We start from the raw sequence: 21,526 nt of genomic DNA on the forward strand, positions 1-21,526 counted from the left end.
TGACTTTAGTTGCGAGTTCTCTCTTTTGGCCTCATAGCTTATTTTACCAGCGCCATTTTTCTAATCTGAACTCTATTTTGCGTTTTCATTATGCCAAAATAAACTCCCGAAGGTAGTGGCAATCCTTGTTCATTACAGCCATTGAAAACAATTTTGTGTTCTCCGGAAGGAAGGTAATTCCAGACGCGAACTTTTTGTCCTTTCACATTAAAAATCTCCAAAGTTCCTTTAGAACCTGCAGGAATTGTGAAGCTTATCGTTGTAGAAGGATTAAAGGGATTAGGGTAATTGGTTAAAGTAATTGGCTGAACTATTTGATCATCATTTCCCGTAATTATAAATTCCAGGGTTACAGGTAATGATTCACCTGCAACATATTGTGCCGTGATACTAACCAAATAAGCAACACCTGTGTCCAATCCGGAAAAGACCCAGATATTTTCAGTTGTGGAACCGCAAAAAACACCATCCAGATAAATCTTATAATGCTCAAAGGGAGAAGTACTTCCTATTAGAGGTTCTTCCCAAGTAACAGTAACTTCACCATCTATAATAAAAATTGGGTTTTGGGGAGGATTTAAGACAGAACCGGAGTATTTTAAGTTCCGGAAAAATTTGAAAGTGCCATCATAATCGCCTAAAACCAAATCAAAATCACCGTCGTGATCTAAATCCACTAAAGCAGGAGCAGCATTTTGGTCGGTTTCAATGCCACTGAATAAAGTTGTATTTTCCACCCAAAGCTGTCTTTGTCGTAAAAAACATTGAACTTCCCCAAAAAGGTTTCCAGTAACCATATCCAAATCATCGTCTTCATCCACATCTGCAAAGGTGGGAACACAATCGGAGCCCACATCTATTGCTCCAAAAAAGCCATTTACCAATTCCCATAAAGGACTATAAGGAGTGCCATTATTCTGATAATAAAACAAATTACCTGCTTCGTTACCAACCACTAAATCCAGGTCACCATCAAAATCCATATCTATTAAACGCGGGCAAGACCATCCGCCAACAGAAACAGCAGGCAAAACACCTGACTGTTCAATTAACCCTGTTCCGGTATTATGGTAAAAATAAAGTCCCCCATTCAGATCACCCAAAATCACATCAGGTAAACCATCTGCATCTACATCACCAACTGTTACAGCAGAATAAATAGAGTGATGAATATTAGCAAAATATGAATTATCCTCCTGCCAGGCGGGAGCATAAGCAGTTCCTGTATTCCGATAAAATTTTACATAGCCAAGTTGATTACCGCTGATTAAGTCCAAGTCACCATCACCGTCAAAATCATAAAAAACAGGATTACTGGCACCTCCAACATCCAAAACACCTCCAAAAAGAGATGTATTTTGTTGCCAGGAAGGGTTTTCTGCCGTTCCATTATGCACATAATACTGCAAAGGACCTGCCGCAGTTCCATATACAAGATCATATAGTCCATCACCATTTAGATCAACTAAATCAGGTGAATTCCAGTAAGTAGACATTCCCAAACCGGCAAAAAGAGTATTATTTTCCTCCCAGACAGGGTTTGTAGCAGTTCCTATGTTCTGATAATAAACAAAACCAAAAGCATCTCTTCCGCATAAAATATCCTGTTTACCATCAGAATCAAAATCACAAAAAACCGGATAAGCATAAAGACCAATATCACCAAGAAGTTGACAGTTGTTTTCACTAAAATTCCCTGCAGCAGCAGAACCGGTGTTGAAATATATAATTACACTGCCATCTTCACTTAAACCAACCACCAAATCCAGATCACCGTCATTATCAACATCCGCCACATCAGGAACAGGATTCAAACCCACATTTAAACCAGAAAAATAACCTCCGCTTTCAGTAAAAACAGGGTTAGCATTAGTTCCGCTATTCAAAAACAAATGTAAACCGGAAAAACCCCCGGTCACTAAATCTAAAATGCCGTCACCATTCATATCTGCCGAAACAGCAATCTCTGAAGCAAGATAAGGAATTCCGGATAAAAGGTCAGGTCCTGGCGCAAAAACAGGATTTGTAGCAGTTCCATTATTTTGCAGGTAAAGTGGAGGACGGTTTGTATTTCCCAGCCAAAAATCAAAATCACCGTCACTATCCAAATCCATAAATCGGGGTTGGGAAAAAGAAAAACTGGGAACTCCACTGGGATTGAAAACGCTGTTATCCATTTCCCAGGGCTGAGCATTTAGGCATAAAGCCAGAAAAAGGATACCGATAAATATATAAGTCCTTTTCATTTTTTTCCTCCTGAAGAGAGTATTAAACTATTATTTTTTATCCCTATTTTACTGTCAATCATTTGCTTAATATTGAATTGCGGATATATATATAAAGTAGATAAGGAAAATAGGTCTGGGTGAAACAATCTTTTTCCTTGACTTTGTCACATTCCGCTTTTTTTATGGTTTTTGTAAAATATTAAGGAAAAGGATATGGTTGGAATTGTTCTTTCGTACACTACTCTCGGAATAGATGCCTATCAGATTTCGGTAGAAGCAGATATTGGAACCGGTTTTAATCCGATGAACATTGTAGGGATGGCTTCCAATGCTGTTAAAGAAAGCAAGGACAGAGTTATTGCTGCCATCAAGAATTCCGGTTATCAAATTAGTACCCAACATTATACAATAAACCTTGCTCCAGCGGATTTGAAAAAGGATAGCGCAGCTTTGGATTTGCCTATTGCTTTAGCCATTTTGCAATGCAACGAGATTTTTAGAATTATTGACTACGATACAATTGCGATGATTGGCGAGCTCTCTTTGGATGGATTTGTTCGTCCTGTAGCAGGTGTTTTGCCAATTGCTCTGGCAGCCAAAAAAGAAGGTATAGATACTCTTATTGTTCCTCTGGAAAATGCCGAAGAAGCAGCCATTATTGAAGGTCTGAATGTTATTCCTGTTACCTCTTTAAGAGAATGTGTCAGTTGGCTTTGTAAAGAAACAGAGATTATGGCTGCTAATGTAGACCGGGAGAAGATTTTTCAGGTATTAAACGATTTTCCCGTGGATATGAGTGATGTGAAAGGTCAATTTCAAGTGAAACGTGCTTTGGAAGTTGCTGCAGCAGGAGGTCATAATGTTTTGATGATTGGTCCTCCGGGAAGTGGAAAAACAATGTTAGCCCGCAGAGTTCCGACAATTTTGCCGGAATTGAATCTGGAAGAAGCATTGGAAGCAACTAAAATTCATTCCGTAGCCGGCTATTCCAAAAATTTTCGCAATGGTATTTTAACCACCAGACCTTTTCGCTCGCCTCATCATACGATTAGTGATGTTGCCTTAATTGGAGGAGGTGCTTTTCCTAAACCGGGAGAGGTTTCTCTTTCGCATAGGGGAGTTTTATTTTTGGATGAGCTTCCGGAATTCAAAAGAGTGGTTTTGGAAGTTTTGCGTCAACCGCTTGAAGATGGGGTAGTTACAATTTCCCGAGCAGCATCCAGTTTAACTTTTCCAGCGGAATTTATGTTGATTGCCAGTATGAATCCTTGTCCTTGCGGATATTTTGGTTCCAATATTCCCAATCATCAATGCAACTGTGAATGGGGTTCAATTTTGCGTTATCGGAGCAGAATTTCCGGACCACTTTTAGATAGAATAGATATCCATGTGGAAGTTCCTTCTGTCAGCTATGCGGATTTGGCTTCTTTGCCTACAGGAGATAAGTCAGTTGATATCAGAGCCAGAGTAAATAAAGCCAGAGCCATTCAACATGACCGTTTTAAGGGGACAGGAATTTTTAATAACAGCCAGATGAATTCTAAGCAGTTACGCAAGTTTTGCATTTTAGATGATGCAAGTAATGCACTGCTGCAAAATGCGATAGATAAAATGGGCTATTCGGCAAGGGTCTTTGATAGAATACTAAAGGTTTCCAGAACTATTGCAGACCTGGAAGGACGCAAAGATATAATCTCTGACGATATCAGCGAAGCAATTCAATATCGCACTCTGGATAGAAAATACTGGAGCTGAATTGATGAGATAGAAAACGCATTAGACAGATTTTAACGGATGAACAGATTATTATAGCAGAGGGCAGAGGACAGAGAGAAAAAAAACTATGATTTTCTGTAGGGTGAATCCATAATTGGGATAGTAAACAATTTTGGCATTAGCTTTATGAGCTATAAAAAAAATTATTCACAATATATAGGTAAGATAGGAGCTTTTGTAACTCCCCTTTATAACTTGCTAATTACGATATTTCCTTAAAGTTATCCTTTTTTTTCCGATCAAATTGGCTTGATATTTGCATAATATACATACTAAATAAGCGGGATACAAATTATCATATCCTAAAAATAAACTGCTGAGGGAAAAATGAACACAGACCAACTAATGACCCTTGCTGTAAACAAAAATGGCTTTGTTTTTGATCCTGAAAACGGGATAAGCTACACTGTAAACGAAACAGGCCTCTTTGTCTTACAGCAATTGCAATCAGGAGCTACCCAAGACGAAATTATAAAATGTTTAACAGAAGAGTATGAGGTAACTGAAAAAAATGCTATTAGTGATGTAGATCATTTTATGGCAATGCTCAAAGCGTTGAATTTGATAGAGGACTAATAGTATGCTGCAATTAAATGATTTACAGATCAGCATTGCTGTATCTGGTCTTAAAACAGGTGATAATCCTCAACCCGGAATTCCGGTAATTCGTTCTCTTAGAGCCGCTGGTTTTAAAGGTAAAATAATCGGCTTTGTTTATGATGCAATGGAATCTGGAATATATTTAGATGATATAGCAGACGAGATTTATCAAATGCCTTATCCTTCTACCGGTGCAGAATCATTTTTAACACGCTTGAATTATATCCATTCCAAAAGTAAAATTGATGTGATTATTCCAACTTTGGATTCTGAGATTCCGCTTTATATCCGCTTACACAAGGAGCTTAATGCACTTGGTATTCATACATTTATCTGCACAGAAAAGCAATTTAACCTGCGTGATAAGAGCAAACTATTTCAATATTTTACTTCCAAAGATGTTGCTGTTCCTAAGACCGTCCTTTTAAATAGTGTTGCAGAAATAAACAAAGCAATTCAAGACATAGAGTTTCCGGTTTTTATTAAGGGTCGTCTCTACGAAGCATATAGAGCCAATAATATTATAGAAGCGCAAAAGTATTTTTGGGAACTGCAGGCAAAATGGGGCTTACCGGTTATTATGCAAGAACTTATGGAAGGTGATGAATTTAATGTTGTTATTGTAGGGGATGGCAAAGGAAACTGCCTGGGGATGGTTCCACAGCGTAAACTGGTTATAACAGATAAGGGTAAAGGTTTTGGAGGGGTAGTAGTAAACAATCCTGCTCTGGAAAAGTTTGCTCGTAAAATAATCCAGATTCTTTCTTGGCGTGGGCCCTGCGAACTGGAAATTATCAAGGATAAAGAGGGTGCTTTTCATTTACTGGAAATTAATCCTCGTTTTCCTGCCTGGGTTCGTTTAGCGGAAGGTAGTGGCCAAAATCAACCTGCGGCAACAGTTTTACTTGCTTTGGGTGAAATAATTGAGGAATTGCCTCCTTTTAAACCTGGAGTTCTTTTTATCCGTCATTCAGAAGATATAATTAGTGACATAAACCTTCTGGGTGAGATTTCAGTTAATGGCGAACTGATAAGAATGCATAAATAAAAGAGGAAATAAAATGAAAAAACATTATACTGCTCCCTACATTGAACGTAATAGCTCTGGAAATCTTAATAAATATGCCCACACAACGGTTGTCCGACATCAAGATAACATAGATGGAGTTCCGATTAAGACCTTAGTACAGAAGTATGGAACACCCTTGTTTGTTTTTTCCGAAAAACAGATTAGACGAACCTACCGGCGTTTGCTGGAAACAATCCGTATTCATTATCCTAAAGTAGATATTGTTTGGAGCTATAAAACTAATTATTTGGCTGCTATCTGTAATATTTTTCATCAGGAAGGTGCCCCGGCAGAAGTAGTTAGTAGAATGGAATATGAAAAAGCCAGGAGTAATGGCATTCCTGGAAACAGGATATATTTTAATGGCCCTTCTAAACGCAAGCAAGATTTGCAAATAGCTATTAAGGAAGGTGCCTATATACATATTGATCACTTAGAAGAACTGTATCAAATTGAAAATATTGCCGAAGAGCTTGCCATAAAACCCAAAGTTGCTATTCGCGTAAATATGGATACAGGGATTAGTCCAATGTGGACTCGTTTTGGCTTTAATTATGAAAATGGGGAAGCGTATCGAACAGTGCAGCGTCTTATTTCCGGAAACAAAGTTCAGCTGGTTGGTTTGCATACCCATATTGGCACTTTTATTTTAGATCCCAATGCTTATTATTGGGCAGCTACCAAACTTCTAAATTTCGCTCAAACTATTAAGGATAATTTTGGTATTGTATTGGATTATATAGATATGGGAGGAGGTTTTGCTTCGAATAATACTCTAATTGATCAATACACTCCGGGAGAATTGGCTTCACCATCTTTTGAACAGTATGCTGAGGCAATAGGAACTGCTTTTAATGCTTCTCATTATGTGAAAGAATATCACCCCCGTTTAATTTTGGAAACTGGAAGGGTGTTAATTGATGAATCGGGTTATCTTATTGCCAGTGTTCTTGGCAAAAAGAATCTTCCCACAGGTGAGCGAGCTGTAATTTTGGATGCAGGAGTGAATATAAACATCACTGCCTGGTGGTATAAACAACGCGTTTTACCTACCAAACCATTTCCAGGAACCTATCAAAACACCGTTTTCTATGGTCCTCTGTGTATGAATATTGATGTAATTAGAAGTGCAATGCCTTTTCCTGATCTTTATTATGGCGATACAGTTATTATTTCACCTGTTGGTGCTTATAATGTAACTCAGTGGATGCAGTTTATAGAATATCGTCCCAATGTCTGCCTAATAAACGAAACCGGTGAAGTAGATGTTATTCGTTCCCAAGAAGATCTTTCAGATCTAACTTCCCGAGAATATATTCCAGATCACTTACGGCAAATATGAACTGGTCACGATTTTTCCGGTCTGTGGGGTCTGTGTTTTTAGCTATTCCAGATAGCTATGCCACAATTTTGTTTTCGGATTCAGTGCTTTTAGGATTGATGTTGCTTACGATTACTTTACTATCTCCTGTTGTAGGTTTATCTGGTTTATTTTCTTTAATTGTGGCAATTTTGGCAGCAAGAATTTTGGGCTTTGAGCATTGGGAATCAAGTAGTGGGATAACTGCTTTCAATTCACTTTTAGCAGGTATGATGGTTGGTTATTACTATCCGATGCAAATTATCAGCAGTTCATCTATAAATTATCTTTGTTTTCTGCTGTTAGTTTCTCTTTTCACTCTTTTACTATACTTGTTTAGCAGCTATCTTTTTCAACAATTCTTCCGTTTACCTTCAATGAGCTTATCTTTTTCCATAGTAGCTATACTTTTATGGTATTATTTTGCTCGCAAAGGGTATTTATCCAATTATCCATTTGATAAAATACTGCTTTTCAGTCCGACACTCAAGTTACCTGAATTTTGGCGTTTATTCTTTATTTCTTTGGGTTCTATCTTTTTTACTCCGGAAGTTTCTGCAGGCATCTTAGTTTCTATAGCTTTACTAATAATTACGCGCATCGGATTTGGCTTAGCACTTTTAGGATGGACGCTAAATTATATATTAATGCGTTTGGCGGGTGTGCAACCAGGAAGCGGAGTTTTCTATTCAGGTTTTAATGCTATTTTAATTATGTATGCCGTTGCGGGAATATATCTTTTGCCAGGTAAAAGTTCCATTTTGATTGGGTTAATTGCAACCGGAATTGGCTTTTTATTTACTGCCTTATTCAATGTTGTATATTATTACTACAATGCTTTTACTGGCTTATATACCCCTCTGGCGGTTCCAGTTTTTGCTTTTCCGTTCAATATAGTTGTTTTACTAGTAATTTTCAGTTTGCGTTTACGGCTGAAAGTGGATAAACCTGTAATGAATGATTATGGTGTTTTCAATCCCGAATTGGCTTTGCAGACCTATCAGGAACGCTATAAAAGGTTTAGCCATTTAGGTATCCCTCAATTTGCTATGCCTCTAAATGGTTTGTGGACTATCACTCAAGGAAACAATGGGATCTATACTCATAAATTGGATTGGGCTTATGCTTGGGATTTTGAAATGCTGAATAGTGAAGGGAGAAACTACGATAAAGAAAACAATAATTTAAATGACTATTTTTCTTTCGGTAAACCGGTTCTTGCTTCAGCGGCAGGTTCTGTAGTTAAAATTTGTGAAGGAGTAGCGGATAATCCTATTGGCCAGGTTAATACTAAGGAGAATTGGGGTAATTATGTTTGCCTTTCTCACAGCTACGGACTTTACTCTTTTTATGCACATCTCAAACAGGGTAGCATCAGAGTTAAAGTTGGCGATTATATTCAAAAAGGGGATTGTATTGCTCAATTAGGAAATTCAGGACGCTCAGCAGTTCCGCATTTACATTTTCAAGTTCAATTGGGAATTGAACCCGGCAGTCCAACCCGTCTATCACATTTAATTAACTACAAACTTATCAAGGAAGATAAAACCCTTGAATTTATCGGTAGTGGTATTCCCAAGGAAAAAGAAACTCTTTCTGCATTAGTAGCAGAACCCCATTTACAAAGTATTTTAGCTTTACAACAGCAAAACGAACAGCAGCTAAAAGTTACCCGCGGTAAAAAACAAAGCACCGAATTATGGAAAGTACATCTTGATCTTTGGGGCAATTTCACCATTAAATCTACTAAACATACCGACCTGAGCTTCAGCGTTTATGATGGAATTTATAATGCTCTTTCTTTAAAAGGAAATCGTAAAAGTGCTCTTACAGCTTTTGCTTTGTTAATTTCCCGTCTACCATACAGTGAAAAACAGGAAATCTACTTATCTGATGAACCGGCTCTTTCTGTAATTATCAGTCCTGCGTTACGGCATATAGTATTACTTTTCAGCCCCTTATTTCCTCTTTTTTCTGCTTGTGTACACAGTAAAATAAAGGTCAATTCAGATTTTATTGAAGTAGAAAGCGATATCACATACCGTATTTTGGGTATTCCATATAGAAACAGAACAGGAAATGTAAGTATAGAAAAATATAAGGGATTAGCGGCTTTGGAACTAAAGAAGGGTAAAAAAACCTTACTAAAAGCCGAAACAATTTAATAAATAAGGAGTTATATCATGAAACGAATTATTCTACCCTGTCTCCTTATCTTGGCTGCAGGGTTTCTTCTGGGGCAGGGTAAGGCATCTATTACTGATTCTTATAATGCTGAGACCGCCAGAAATTATACGCGTGCACTACAAATTATGGAAGACCTAAGTGCAAACGATCCCAATGACGAATTTTACATTTTACGCATTGCCTGGTTGCAGTATCTCTTAGGGAGTTATAATGAATCAATGAAAAACTATCAGAAATCCAATAACCTATATCCTTCCTTGGATGCACAAACTGGTATTCTGAATTGTCAATTAGCTTTAGGGATGTGGAATGAAGCCCATAATCAAGCAGAGCATATTCTGCAGAATTTTCCTCAGAATATAGCTGTTCTCAGTAAAGCTGCTTATTCCACCTATATGCTTCAAAATTATAGAGCTACAGCAGATTATTATCAAAGAATTGTTAATATATTCCCTTGGGATATGGAATCGCGTGGTTATCTGGTAAACAATCTGTACCTTTCCAAGGATATAGAAAATGCTCGCCAGCATTATCAAATCTTAAAGAAATATGCTCCCGATTCTGCTATGGCAAAGGAATATTCTAAGATATTCAAATAACTAAATGCGTTATTTTTGGCTGATTCTTCTTATTATCCCCTGTCTGCTTTTTTCAGAAGATATTGTTACCTTGCCATTTAACCTTATTTCCACTGCCTATAATAATATGCTTACCGGAAACTATGAAATAGCCGAAAAACAATATCAACAATTAACCATTTTATATCCACAAGAAAGAAGCGGTTGGGAAGGATTACTTTGGTCTCAAAATGCTCAGGGCAAATTTCATAAATCTCTGAAAACCTTTTCAAATGCCAAAACAAAACTGCCGGAATTAGATGGAATTTATAACTATTATGCCTTTGCCTTATATCAGCAAAACCGTTTGCCTGAAGCAAGGTATTATTATAAACAAGCTTTAGATAATATGCCTGCAAATCCTTTGGCGAATCAAGTTTCCTGTGAAGGTTTAGCTTACACCTATCTGGCTTTGGATAATTATCCTAAAGCACAAAAATATTTTTCTAAGGCAGCTTTTATTAGCGGCAGGCAAATGTCCGCTATAAAACCGTCTTTTAATAGTACTGTCTATTACAAAGTTCCAGGAACAGAAAAAAATGCCTATGGTTTTAGGCAATCTGCCAAATATAAATGTGCAGAGCTTAAGCTAAATTATGAATATTTTCAATTGGATAATGCCTTTTTCCGGGATCTATATAAAGCAGATTTTACTTACCAATTCATTCCTTTGGAAGTAGGCATCAATGGATCTTATCTTTCTGGAGAAGATGCCAGAGTTTATCCTGCCTGGCAGTTAGGAATGGAATTATGTCCAAAACTGTATCCGGGAAAAATTGTTTTGAACCCAGAGCTTTTTGTCTCTTTCAGTCATTATCCACGTTTTGATGTTCAGCAGATAAGTTTGCAGCCTCAAGTTCTTTGGCGTGATTTTTATTTTTCTTATGCTTTGCATAGTGCGTTTATGGATAATGAACCCGCAGAAACGGATAGCGTTCATTTTGCTCAACAGTTTTGCCTAACAAAATCTCTTCCGTATAGTTTTGAGCTTGGTTTTCATTATGGAGCAGGAAACGATACTTGGATAATAGATAATTCTGGAGTGATTATAGATACCTTCAATCAAAATGGTTCTTATTATGGAATCTCCTTAGGTAAGGAATTTTTCAAGCATCTCTATTTATATGGTTATTATCAAAAGTGGGATAGCGAAGACCTTTTCTATTTTTCGCTTTCAGGTTATTATTAATGCGTCGTATCTTTTTTTTCTTGTTATTAATTGTTTTGCTTGCTTCCTGTAACTTACGGGAAAATTTATTGTTACCCCCAGAAATTTCTGCAGCAGATTATCAAACGGGGAACACTATCAAGGTCTATTCCGATTATTTAATTAAAGCCGCAAATGACGATTCCTATTTAATGCTACACAAAGAATCCATTGCCGATGAATTAATTCACTTAGGTGACGAAATTGTTTTTCGTAAAGTGAAAACATTTGTTATGCGAGATTCCTTGGGCTTTCAAAATAATGCCGAAGCAAAAAGTAATACCTATCAATTTGGCGTTATACGTTCCGGTACTATAATAGACCTTATTGCTTCTATCAATATGGCCGAAATATACACTGAAATAAAACCGAGTTCAGATCCATTTTATTTAGTTAGTTTCAATTATTATCTGCAAGCCAATCCTATAAATCCTACATATTATAATAAGCGCAGAGCTTATTTTCCTATATCGGCTACAGGTGAATATGCTCTATTGTCTATACCTGAAGAGGATAATCCTACCCTGCAACATAACGGTAGGGATAATTTCTATGCTGTTTTGCTTAATAACACGGGAGCCCAGGTAGCGGTAAATTTTCCTGCTGCATACACATCTATGGCTGGAAATATAACTATTAGGTTGAAAGATAATTTAACCGATTACAATAAATTAACTGCCTACTACCCCAATGCGGCTATATCTTATCCTGTTGTAGAGTTACAAACTGAAAAAGCAATCGGCAACTGCCTTGCTTACTTAAGAATATTAAATGCAGGAAAGGGATTTTTTAGCAGACAGTGGATTCATCTATCAGAAAATTCTGTATACAGCTGGTCTGAAAACGATCCTGTGTCCGGAACTTCCAACTGGTGGATAGATGAAACAGGTCTATACAGTTTTTTAAAAGGCAGCGGTGAATATTTCCTGTTAAGCCCTTTGGAAAATCAACAGGAAATATCCGTCCCCTTAGATGGAAGCGTTAATAGTGTATTTTTACAACAGGTCTGGTTCGATTTACGCTCAATTTCTTTACCGGAAACCCAGATGAAAGTTAATATCGCTCCCGATATTTCTTCCATACTGGCCGATTACTTTCAAAATAATCCCTATTCTTTCAATTCCCCTGTGCAGGCATTCGTAATCAATTTTTATAAAGATTCTGAACTTATAGCTACCCTACCTGAAAATAACTGGATCGAATTTGGCTTTTTCACCAACCAAACAGAGAATAATAAAAACCGCCTATTTAGTGTTTGTCGTAATAACCTTCAGGATATTATTACTTATAAAAGCCCAGGAACAAGCTATGATGCCAATCATTATATCCAAGTTAATTCCTATATCTATTCTGGGATAACATCTTCTGCAGCATATCTTTATGGCTGTTTACAAACAGCTCCCTCGCAGTTGAAAGTTCCTTATTATAAAAATCGCCAATACCTGCAAACCGAAAATGCCATTATTAGTTGGTGGAATGCCGATAAAACTGATTATGATTATCTTATTCTAAATTTAAAACCTGCTTTTCCCAATCATCCTTGGCTGAAAGGAGAACCGTTTTATATCAGCGCAGCGAGTTCATTAGCCGATTTTTGTTTCTATACGCATAATGAAAAGCAAAGCTCTTTGCCTTCGGGTTTTTATCTTGCTTTACCTGTTTTCAACCCGCAAGAAAATTATCTTCTATTTTCCACTTTTCCTTATTCGCGCCTAAAAAATTATCTGCAGGGAACAGCAAATTGTTATGTCCAAAAGAACTGGCTGAATATCTATCCCGAATTTCCCGGGATGATTATTAATTGCAAAATAAACTATACCAATCCGTTTAAACTGAGAACTTATTCCACAATGAACTTCTTCTGGAATGATCTCATTTTTTATACTTATGGCAATGCCCCTCAAGAAACAAACACAATTTTCAGCTTTTATAAAACTAATACACTTGCAGATCCCTATCGCATTCTTTCCAATCAATATAACCTCAGTTACTCTTCTGCTGTATATCAGGTAAGTTCAGATTCCGAAGAAAATTTTGCTCTCTTTCAGCCAGTGCTCTTTTTCCCACGCACTGCAAAAGGACAGAATCTGCTCTTTTATGAAAAAACAGAACCCTTCTATCGACTTTATGCTTTTTATGAAAGCGCTTCTTACGATCCCTGGTATTTTTATATTGATAATGGATTTAATGGTATTGCTTTAGCTAATAGCGGTTCCTATGCCTCCTTTGTAGATAATAACCCTCATAATAGTGTAAGCGTTTCTGTTAGAAACTCCACTCAAGATGAAATCGTCTCACTCTATCAGGTACAGTTTGTGCTACCAAACTATTTTATTAATAAGGGTGTGCCTTCAGGGTCAATTCTCAATTTGAGCAAATTGAATTATGTTTCTGGAGTTGATAATCTCTTGGCAGCTTATCAGCTTAGTGTGTCAACTCCCACGGGAGAGCCAATTAATCCAGATTTTTACAATATTATCGGAGCACAACAAGAACCCTATATTTATCTCCCTATTACAGAAGTAGCTACTATTAAAACTGCTCATTTGTTTTACCGCGATCAATTAGGAAATGTAACAGAACTAAACCGAGTGGATAGTTTTAGCGCTAATTATGCGAATGAATATATTGTTGTAGGAAATTGCTTTATCTGTACTGTTCCCAATCCGGGGATTTTTTATATCACCAAATTCTAAATGTAGTTCCCTGAGTGAGGAATCAGCTGTAGTTATTAGTTGAAAGTGTATTTAATTTGGCTATTTTTTATTCTTATACTGGCTTAAAAATTCTCTAACGATTCCCTTATCTCGTTAAGGAAGTGTTAGAGGATCGTTAGAGGATCGTTAGAGAATCGTTAGAGGATCGCCTAAGAAGATGTGAGGCGTCCTCAAAAGATTAACAACGAAACAGAGGTAAATAAACCTCACGCAGATTTCGCAGATATATTTTTTAGCCACCGAAAACACCGAAATAATAGATAATCCTCCAAATTAGATAGGGCCTGGGAATTATCATTCGGGGAAAATGCTATCAATTTCTAATATAAAAAAGAACCCCCGAGCTGTAAAAGTTCAGGGGGTTCCAATTTGACTATTTACTTCCAAGCAAAGCTGGAAGAGCTTTAGCTGCAGAAGTTATTTCATCATTATCATTTTCTTGGTGCTGCTGTATTTTCCAGCTTGCATCTTATAGTAATAGATACCACTGGAAACAGAACGACCATTATCATCGGTTCCGTTCCAGACGATAGTATGATTTCCGGGTTCCTGAATACCTTTCACTACGGTCTTCACTAATTGACCTTTAACATTATAGATTTCAATAGTTACAGGTCCTTTTTCTTTAACACTGTAAGAAATGGTAGTTTCCGGATTGAAGGGGTTAGGATAGTTGTTGTGCAAAGCGGTAACAACTACAGGAAGTTCAGGATCATTAACATCGTTCCCCATAATTGAAACATCATCAACACAGAAGAAGAAGGCATCATTGGAAAGGCATTGAATACCAATGTAAAGAGGTCCTGGCTGTGTAATTTGATAGGTGTATTCAGTCCATTCCACCGGTGCTTGAATATAATTTGGACCGCTAATGATAGTGAAGCTACTGGGAGTAGTATTATTAGAAATACCTACTTTGAATCTTTCCAATCCATAGTCATCTACATAACTTCTTGCCCAGAATTTGATGGAACTTGCTCCTGACAATTGCGGAGTAATCATCCAGTCATTATTAGGAGGAGTGGTTGAGGCAAAACTGCAAGCCATTTTGTTTCCTCCGTGAGCTGTAAGAGAAGTAAGAGGTGGAGTTGTAGTAGTAGGATTGAAGATTATAAATGCCATCGGACTATAGGCATTTTCCCAGGCATAACCTTGAATACCATAAGTTCCGCTTAGGTCCACATCAACCAGTGTCCAAGGAGCAAAAGTTAAAGTGAAATCAGGATAGGTTTCAAAGCCATCACTAAACAAATCTGAGGTTGGAGGCAACTGGAAGTTTACAGTAGTGGTTTGACCGGTTACAACTATGATACCAGAATGCGTAACGGAAGCATAATTGGGATGGCTAGCAGTTACACTATGAACTCCAGAAAGCACTGTCATACTATATGCACCGCTGGCATTGGTTGTAGCAGTAACATCTTCGCAGGTAACAGTAGCTCCAGAAATTGGTTGATTTTGCATATTGCGAACAATACCGGCAATAGTTCCAATTTCATGATACAAAGGCAACGCATTAGACAAAGCGGCAACGGAATAAGCTCCACCTGTGTAAACTGCCTTTACTGCCCATTTATAAGTTCCATCCGGTAATGAAGCCCAACCTTCATCTGCAAAGCTTAAAGCAGTAATAGGAGTGCCGGTTAAAGAAGTCCAGGCACTTTCATTGGTTTCCTGACCTTGCAGTAAACGCCATACCTGATAACCAACCAGAACTCTGTCATCGGTAGATTTTATAGATTGAACAGTTTCATTATTATGGGAGATAGATTTAGCCATACCTTGAGGTAAGGATTTAGTTCTCTGTAGAACTGTTCTAATCCCTTCAAAAGAGGGTGCAGCTGTAGGTGCTGCCCAACCAACGAAACCTTGGATATTCCAGTTGTAATCCAGATCAGGATTCTGCTCAATTAGAGTGGTCCAGGAACCACCAAAATACATCATATTGCCAAAACCATTAACAGCAGGACCGGCATCACAACCGGCAGGATAACCGCTTGTTACAACATTACGGTAACCAAACCATAGTTCTTCATTACCTGTAACGAGAACAGGATTATTCAAGGTAACAGTATTATATGTGTCAAGAACTGGCGTAAAACCTTGATCTACAACCATATTAGCTGGAGCAGCAGCAGTTCCTCCAGTCCAAACGCGAACGGAGAAGGTTCCTGCCTGGGCAGGCCATACTTTGAGTGTATATAAGCTCATTCCGGCATAATCAGCAAGAGCGGATGCAGGGTAGCGAATGTATACATCAAAGTCATTTGCACTACCAGTACCTATGCTATCATTATTTTCACCACTGTCATAGTGCAGCCATTCACCTCCCGCAGATCCAGGTGCCATCCAAGTAATATTGGCAATAGCTCCATTATCTGTTGCTTGAACATTTACAGGAGGTAAAGTGATTTCGGTAAGCACGAAGTTTTGAGTTGTGGTCTGCATACCTGTAATTACTACACCTGCCTGTGAACCGGATTGATAACCTTGCTTGGTACAAGTTACAGTATATGTTCCAGCATAAACGCCAAAACTGTAATGTCCGGTAGCATCGCTTTGACCGCTATATTCACCAGCGGTAATAGTGGCACCTTGAATAGGAAGATTTGTTCCGAATTCAGTAACTGTTCCGGTTAAGGTTCCCATCATACCTTTGTGAATTTCATTGGAGAATGCGGCATTGGAAAATACATTATTAGTATAAACAGCTTTCACAGCAAATTTATAAACACCGGAAGGTAAGGGCTGCCAGGCATTATCTACATAAGTAGTAGGAGTAATAGTAGAAGGAGTTAGAGTTGTCCAGTTTGCCTCATTACCTTGATCAGCAGCTAAAAGACGATATACTCTATAGCCAAGCAAAACTCTGTTATTTTCAGTAGGCCTTTCTACGCTTAGAACGGGCTCACTGATTGCAGGATTCTTTATCCTGTCACGACTGATAGGCAAAGAAGGATAAACCATTTTGGGTGTTGAATTATTTACTTTGGAAGCTGCTAATAGTTCCTCTGTGCTGAATTTCAGAACATTATCGGGCGTACCGATAAGGATATCATCCACGAACCAAACATACCACATTCCATCAGCGGAAGGCGGATCATCGGCATGCCAGGCAAGCTTAATTTGCTGTCCGGTATAGGAAGAAAGATCAATAGTAATTGGAGTGGCATAATAATTCCATCCGCCTGTTAAAGCAGTTGCATCCCAAAGAACAGTCCAAGTATTGCCATTATCTGTAGAGACCTTAATATAATAGTGGTCATTATTAGTTGAACCAAGATAGACATAGCTCCAGAATTGTAAAACAGCATTTCCGGGGCAAGAGAATTGAGGTGTAATCAACCATTCATCCTGATGGTTATAACTCCACCACATAGCTGCTTGATAAGATCCACCATGAGGTGGAACTGCAGGAGTAAGAGCTATAGTTCCTACCTGACACCAGGTTGGATAGACGCCTGTAGTTCCAGGAGCACTTGTATCTGTGATAATTTGACTCCAGTCAGTAGGCGGAAAGGTTGTGCCTTCAAAACCCTCTGTAATTGTTTGAGCATTAGGATTGGGTGGTTGCCAGGTAACGGTTACATTAGTGAAATTAGCAGCTTCTTCAGCAACTACTCCATAAGGAGGAAACGCCAATTCGTTAACCGTAATATCACCCATATTCACATTTGTTGTTCCAACTACAACCTGACCCGTTGCCGGTTGATAACCAGTAGCAGTAGCAACATAGTTATAGGTCTGATTGGCAAAAACATTGGGAATAGTGAAGTTTCCGGTTGCATTGGTAGTTGCCTGATAGGGTTCATAACCACTTAAGGCAATTGTAGCACCAGCCAAACCAACCGTGGGTTGATCGCTTCCTACAATACGTCCACTAACCGTAACTTGAGGTAATAGGGTAAGCTCAAAGTTTTGGGTTGTGGTTTGATCTTCCACGATAGTTACAGTATGCGTAACTTCATTATAGCCATGTTTGGTAGCCATAACCTGTTGTGTTCCTACAGGCACATATGGTAAATTATAAGAACCGTCGGCAGCAGTAACTGTATGGAAAACTGTTCCGATAACGGTAACAGAAGCACCTTGTAAAGGAGCTGCAGCAGAAGTAACTACACCGGTAAGAGAACCCATATCTGAAATGGTCATATACAATCTGGCATTAGCTCTATTGGTAGAAGTGGTTCCAGTTGTTGCAGCAGAGGCAGGTGAGCTATCACTTTGGAACCGTAAGCAGCTGGAGTAAGCAGTAAGAGTGTAAGGAACAGAAGCATTTTGAGTATAATTACCAGGAATTAAATCGGTGCAGATATCTATTAGGAGATTAGAAGCACCATTCCAGAAGAAAGGAGTAGTGAAAGTATGAATGTTCCAACCCGTGGTAGGCAGGAAGCTGGCACTATTCCATACGGTAGTATATTCCCCTACTTCAAAAGTTGTGGTTAGTTCGGTCTGGTCTGTATGCTTTACTTTAATAGTATAGTTCGGCATAGCGGAACAGGTATTCAATGAGGTTACATTAAATGCCAAAGAAGTAATCAAACCAGGTGCGCCACCCGCGGCATAGATATCAGCTGCAGTGTATAAATATTGCTGACGGAAATTTTTATAGTATGTTCCGTAAGGTGTGGGAGCACCAGTAGTGCTATTTGTGGCAGTTCCCTGACCGATTTGCACCACAGTTTGTCCTGCTTCCATTACTTGCACAGTAAAGTTTGCTGTTTGATTATTGGTAGCAATTTCATCCCCAGCAAGTTCTACTACACCATATAAATAGGTAGTTCCCACAGCAGTGGGATTCCAACTAAGGTCAAAGGTAGCTGTCTGCAAAGTAGCAATTGAGGTTCCGGGAACACTGGCAATTTGCACTCCGCCTTCTTTCATCAGTTTTACGGTGTAGTTGGTCTGCGTAGCAGTTCCATTATTTTTCACAGTGATCGTGTAGGTTGCAGGTGAACCAACATTGGGTGTTGAACTTCCAGTAATGCTAAGGCAAGCCAAATCATTTACAATCTGCTGTCCGGTATAGAAAATAGTGGTTTTGGGAACCTGTCCAACAGGAGTAGTTCCGGCAGGTGGATTGGCAGGATCGTAAGGAGTGCTATCACTTTGAACTTTTAAAGTGCGATTGGTACCAATGGTTAAGCCGTAAAAATTATCAGAAGATGAATAATAGTCATTATCCATTGGACGTTGAACCATCATTACCAAGTTTCCGGGAGTATGCATATAGGGTGTTTGCAAAGGAATGGTAATGGTGTTTATTCCGGAAGGATAAGTGATGTTGCCATCAAACACCAAAGTCATTTGAGTAGAAGGAATCCAGCCACCACTTAAATCTTGCACATTAGTGGAACCCAACCAAATTTTTGTCGCTCCGTTGGAAGGAGAATCAAAGAAGTTATTGTAAAAAGCCAAAGAAGTAATAGTTCCACTTACAAAGCCAAGTTCATCGGACAAGTAAATGGTCTCGGAGAGCGAGTTCTTCCAGAAGAAATCCATCGGAATTCGCATTGTCTCCGTTCCATCCGCAATTGTAACTGCTTGAATACCTGCCGGTTGAACAGCAATGCTCAAAGCAGGACTTTGGTTGTTGGAAGGTATTTCATCAGTTGCTAAAACAACTTTTCCATAAAGAGTAGTAGGACCTGCAACGCTGGGGGTCCAGTTAAAAGTGTAAGTAAGGGTTTGAGCTTCATTAATAGGCAAGCCGGGAAGAGAAGCAAGTTCTACATCACCTGTTTGCATCAGCTTAACAGTGTAAGTGTTTTGTGCATTCTGACCGTTGTTTTTAACGGTTACAACATACTGATAAGATTGGCCAACACTGGGAGTAGTATTTCCGGTAATGCTTAAGCAAGCTAAGTCATTACCGATACCTTGACCAGTGTAGAAGAAAGTGGTTTTGGGGAATTTACCGCTTGCGGTTGTTCCAGTGGGAGGATTGGCAGGATCATAGTCAACACTGTCACTGTAGATATTCAACGCGCGGTTTGTTCCAATTGTCTGACAGGCAAATAGATCAGATGAGGAATAGTATTCGGTATCCATAACCCGTTCCACCATCATCACTAAAACACCACCACTATATTGGAAGGGGGTAGTGAAAGTGATATTAATAGTGTTAGTTCCAGAAGGGAAATCCACATTGCCTGTGAAAACCTGAGTTAGTTGAGTGGAAGGTATCCATCCACCGCTCAAATCTGTTTGGGTAGTAATACCCAGCCAAATATTGATAGGCATACCTGGAAGATTAGAGGAGAAATTGTTATAAAAAGCAACTCCAGTAATACTTCCATTCACAATTAACAGCTCGTCCTGGTAGTATAAGCATTCAAAAAGTGAATTTTTGTAATACATATCTACCGGGATACGACCTGTCTGGTCTCCTGCGCCAATGGTTACTTCGCTGGCATTCAGCATAGGAACCATTAAGCCCAGAATGAATATCATCACGAGGAGTAATGATAGTCGTTTCATAGTTATCTCCTTTCCCATTTTTTTATTATTTTTGGGGTTATTTTTTTGTTCAGTTCCGAAATTACAGAACTCATACTGCCCTCGGAAACTGTTTCTTTAATTTTACTTTGGACATTATCATCCCGCCTTCTAAAAATAGCAGGAAACTACACACTATCTGCATAAGAATATATAATTCTCATTGGATACACTGATAAATTAATTCAAGAATTCTGTCAAGCAAGTTTTTTCCGGTTTGGAGTTTTAGACCCTATAAACAATCCGAACTTGGACTTTTTGCTTGCCACAAAAACAAAGTAAAAAAAAATGGCAGAACAAAATAGATATAGGAAGGAGGTTATTATGATCCACATTTTCAAAGTAAGCGGTCAGCGTTTTGTTCCGGCTTTAACTATGGAGGAAGCATTTTGGATACATCTGGAGAACCCCTCTCCGGAAGAAATTGAGCGAATTGTTAAAAAATATAATCTGGAAGAGGATTTTATAACCGACCTTCAGGATGCGGATGAAAATGCCCGTTTGGAATGGGATGAGGGAGCGTTGTTAACCATTTTACGAGTGCCTATTTATTATAAGCATCGTTCTGCCAAGATCTCTTTTGCTACAGCACCGATGGGGATAATTTCCACAGAAGATAAGTTGATTACAGTTTCTTTTTATGATAATGAAATCCTCACCCAATATCTGGAAGGCAAGCATCGTCCTTTTAATATCACACAGCAGAGTTTTTTACTGAATATAAACTTAAGGACAGCCATCTATTTTTTGAAGTTCTTAAAAGAAATCAACCGGCGTACTACTTTAATTGAAGATGAGTTGCATCAGTCAATGAAGAATAAAGAACTGATCCGTTTATTGCGTATGGAAAAATCCCTTGTTTATTTCAATACAGCGTTAAAATCCAACGAAATTATTTTGGAGCGTTTGCAAAGAACCCGCTGGTTATTGAACGATCCCGATGCTGAGGATATGATTGAGGATGTAATCATTGAAAACAAGCAGGCAATAGAGATGGCAAATATTTACAGCAGCATTTTAAGCGGAATGATGGATGCCTTTGCTTCTATCATTTCCAACAATTTGAATGTAGTAATGAAGTTCTTAACTTCTATAACAATCATCATTTCAGTACCGACTCTTATTGTAAGCATCTATGGAATGAATGTTCCTTTGCCTTTTCAGGAAAGCAACTTTGCCTTTGCCCTAATAATGGGAATTTCTGTTTTAATTTCCCTTATTTTGGTGCTGGTTTTCATTCACAAAAAATACTTTTAGCCACTTA

Annotated in this window: 11 protein-coding genes; 9 read left to right on the forward strand and 2 right to left on the reverse strand. The window is 38.4% G+C overall.

Translation table 11 applies throughout. The features are described 5' to 3' along the window. Positions 1 to 38 precede the first annotated feature (38 nt). Positions 39 to 2,246: an FG-GAP-like repeat-containing protein gene (locus CLOAM_RS08395; RefSeq protein WP_015425473.1), complete on the reverse strand. Its 2,208-nt coding sequence runs from the start codon at positions 2,244 to 2,246 to the stop codon at positions 39 to 41. Positions 2,247 to 2,441: 195 nt separating this feature from the next. On the opposite strand from CLOAM_RS08395, the gene CLOAM_RS08400 reads away from it, so the two are divergent. From CLOAM_RS08400 to CLOAM_RS08435, 8 genes are all read left to right on the forward strand, one after another. Continuing rightward, positions 2,442 to 3,983 (forward strand): YifB family Mg chelatase-like AAA ATPase, encoded by a 1,542-nt coding sequence (locus tag CLOAM_RS08400; RefSeq protein ID WP_015425474.1) that lies wholly within the window; start codon positions 2,442 to 2,444, stop codon positions 3,981 to 3,983. Between the two features lie 348 nt (positions 3,984 to 4,331). After that, a complete protein-coding gene (locus CLOAM_RS08405; protein WP_015425475.1) occupies positions 4,332 to 4,580 on the forward strand; it encodes a PqqD family protein in 249 nt (82 codons plus the stop codon). 4 nt (positions 4,581 to 4,584) lie between these two features. Next, a complete protein-coding gene (locus CLOAM_RS08410; RefSeq protein ID WP_015425476.1) occupies positions 4,585 to 5,652 on the forward strand; it encodes an ATP-grasp domain-containing protein in 1,068 nt (355 codons plus the stop codon). A 13-nt stretch (positions 5,653 to 5,665) separates the two neighbouring features. Beyond that, entirely contained in the window at positions 5,666 to 7,015 is a 1,350-nt protein-coding gene (locus CLOAM_RS08415) for an alanine racemase (protein ID WP_015425477.1), read from the forward strand. A gap of 32 nt (positions 7,016 to 7,047) precedes the next feature. Next, positions 7,048 to 9,198 carry an urea transporter gene (locus CLOAM_RS08420; RefSeq protein ID WP_044279114.1) on the forward strand — a complete coding sequence of 717 codons (2,151 nt, stop codon included), beginning with the start codon at positions 7,048 to 7,050 and terminating at the stop codon, positions 9,196 to 9,198. A gap of 18 nt (positions 9,199 to 9,216) precedes the next feature. Further along, positions 9,217 to 9,819 (forward strand): tetratricopeptide repeat protein, encoded by a 603-nt coding sequence (locus CLOAM_RS08425; RefSeq protein ID WP_015425479.1) that lies wholly within the window; start codon positions 9,217 to 9,219, stop codon positions 9,817 to 9,819. Positions 9,820 to 9,823: 4 nt separating this feature from the next. After that, positions 9,824 to 11,026, forward strand: a complete 1,203-nt coding sequence (locus CLOAM_RS08430) for a tetratricopeptide repeat protein (protein ID WP_015425480.1) — start codon at positions 9,824 to 9,826, stop codon at positions 11,024 to 11,026. Then, on the forward strand, positions 11,026 to 13,740 hold the full coding sequence (locus CLOAM_RS08435; RefSeq protein WP_015425481.1) for a lipoprotein: 2,715 nt from the start codon (positions 11,026 to 11,028) through the stop codon (positions 13,738 to 13,740). The genes CLOAM_RS08430 and CLOAM_RS08435 overlap by 1 nt, the downstream gene beginning before the upstream one ends. Positions 13,741 to 14,178: 438 nt before the next feature. Here CLOAM_RS08435 and CLOAM_RS08440 read toward each other — a convergent pair whose 3' ends face one another. Further along, positions 14,179 to 20,217, reverse strand: a complete 6,039-nt coding sequence (locus CLOAM_RS08440; RefSeq protein ID WP_232502712.1) for a carboxypeptidase regulatory-like domain-containing protein — start codon at positions 20,215 to 20,217, stop codon at positions 14,179 to 14,181. Between the two features lie 369 nt (positions 20,218 to 20,586). On the opposite strand from CLOAM_RS08440, the gene CLOAM_RS08445 reads away from it, so the two are divergent. Continuing rightward, a complete protein-coding gene (locus CLOAM_RS08445) occupies positions 20,587 to 21,519 on the forward strand; it encodes a magnesium transporter CorA family protein (RefSeq protein WP_232502677.1) in 933 nt (310 codons plus the stop codon). Positions 21,520 to 21,526: the final 7 nt, after the last annotated feature.

The sequence above is a fragment of the Candidatus Cloacimonas acidaminovorans str. Evry genome (assembly GCF_000146065.2).
In the GTDB taxonomy this organism is placed as follows: domain Bacteria; phylum Cloacimonadota; class Cloacimonadia; order Cloacimonadales; family Cloacimonadaceae; genus Cloacimonas; species Cloacimonas acidaminivorans.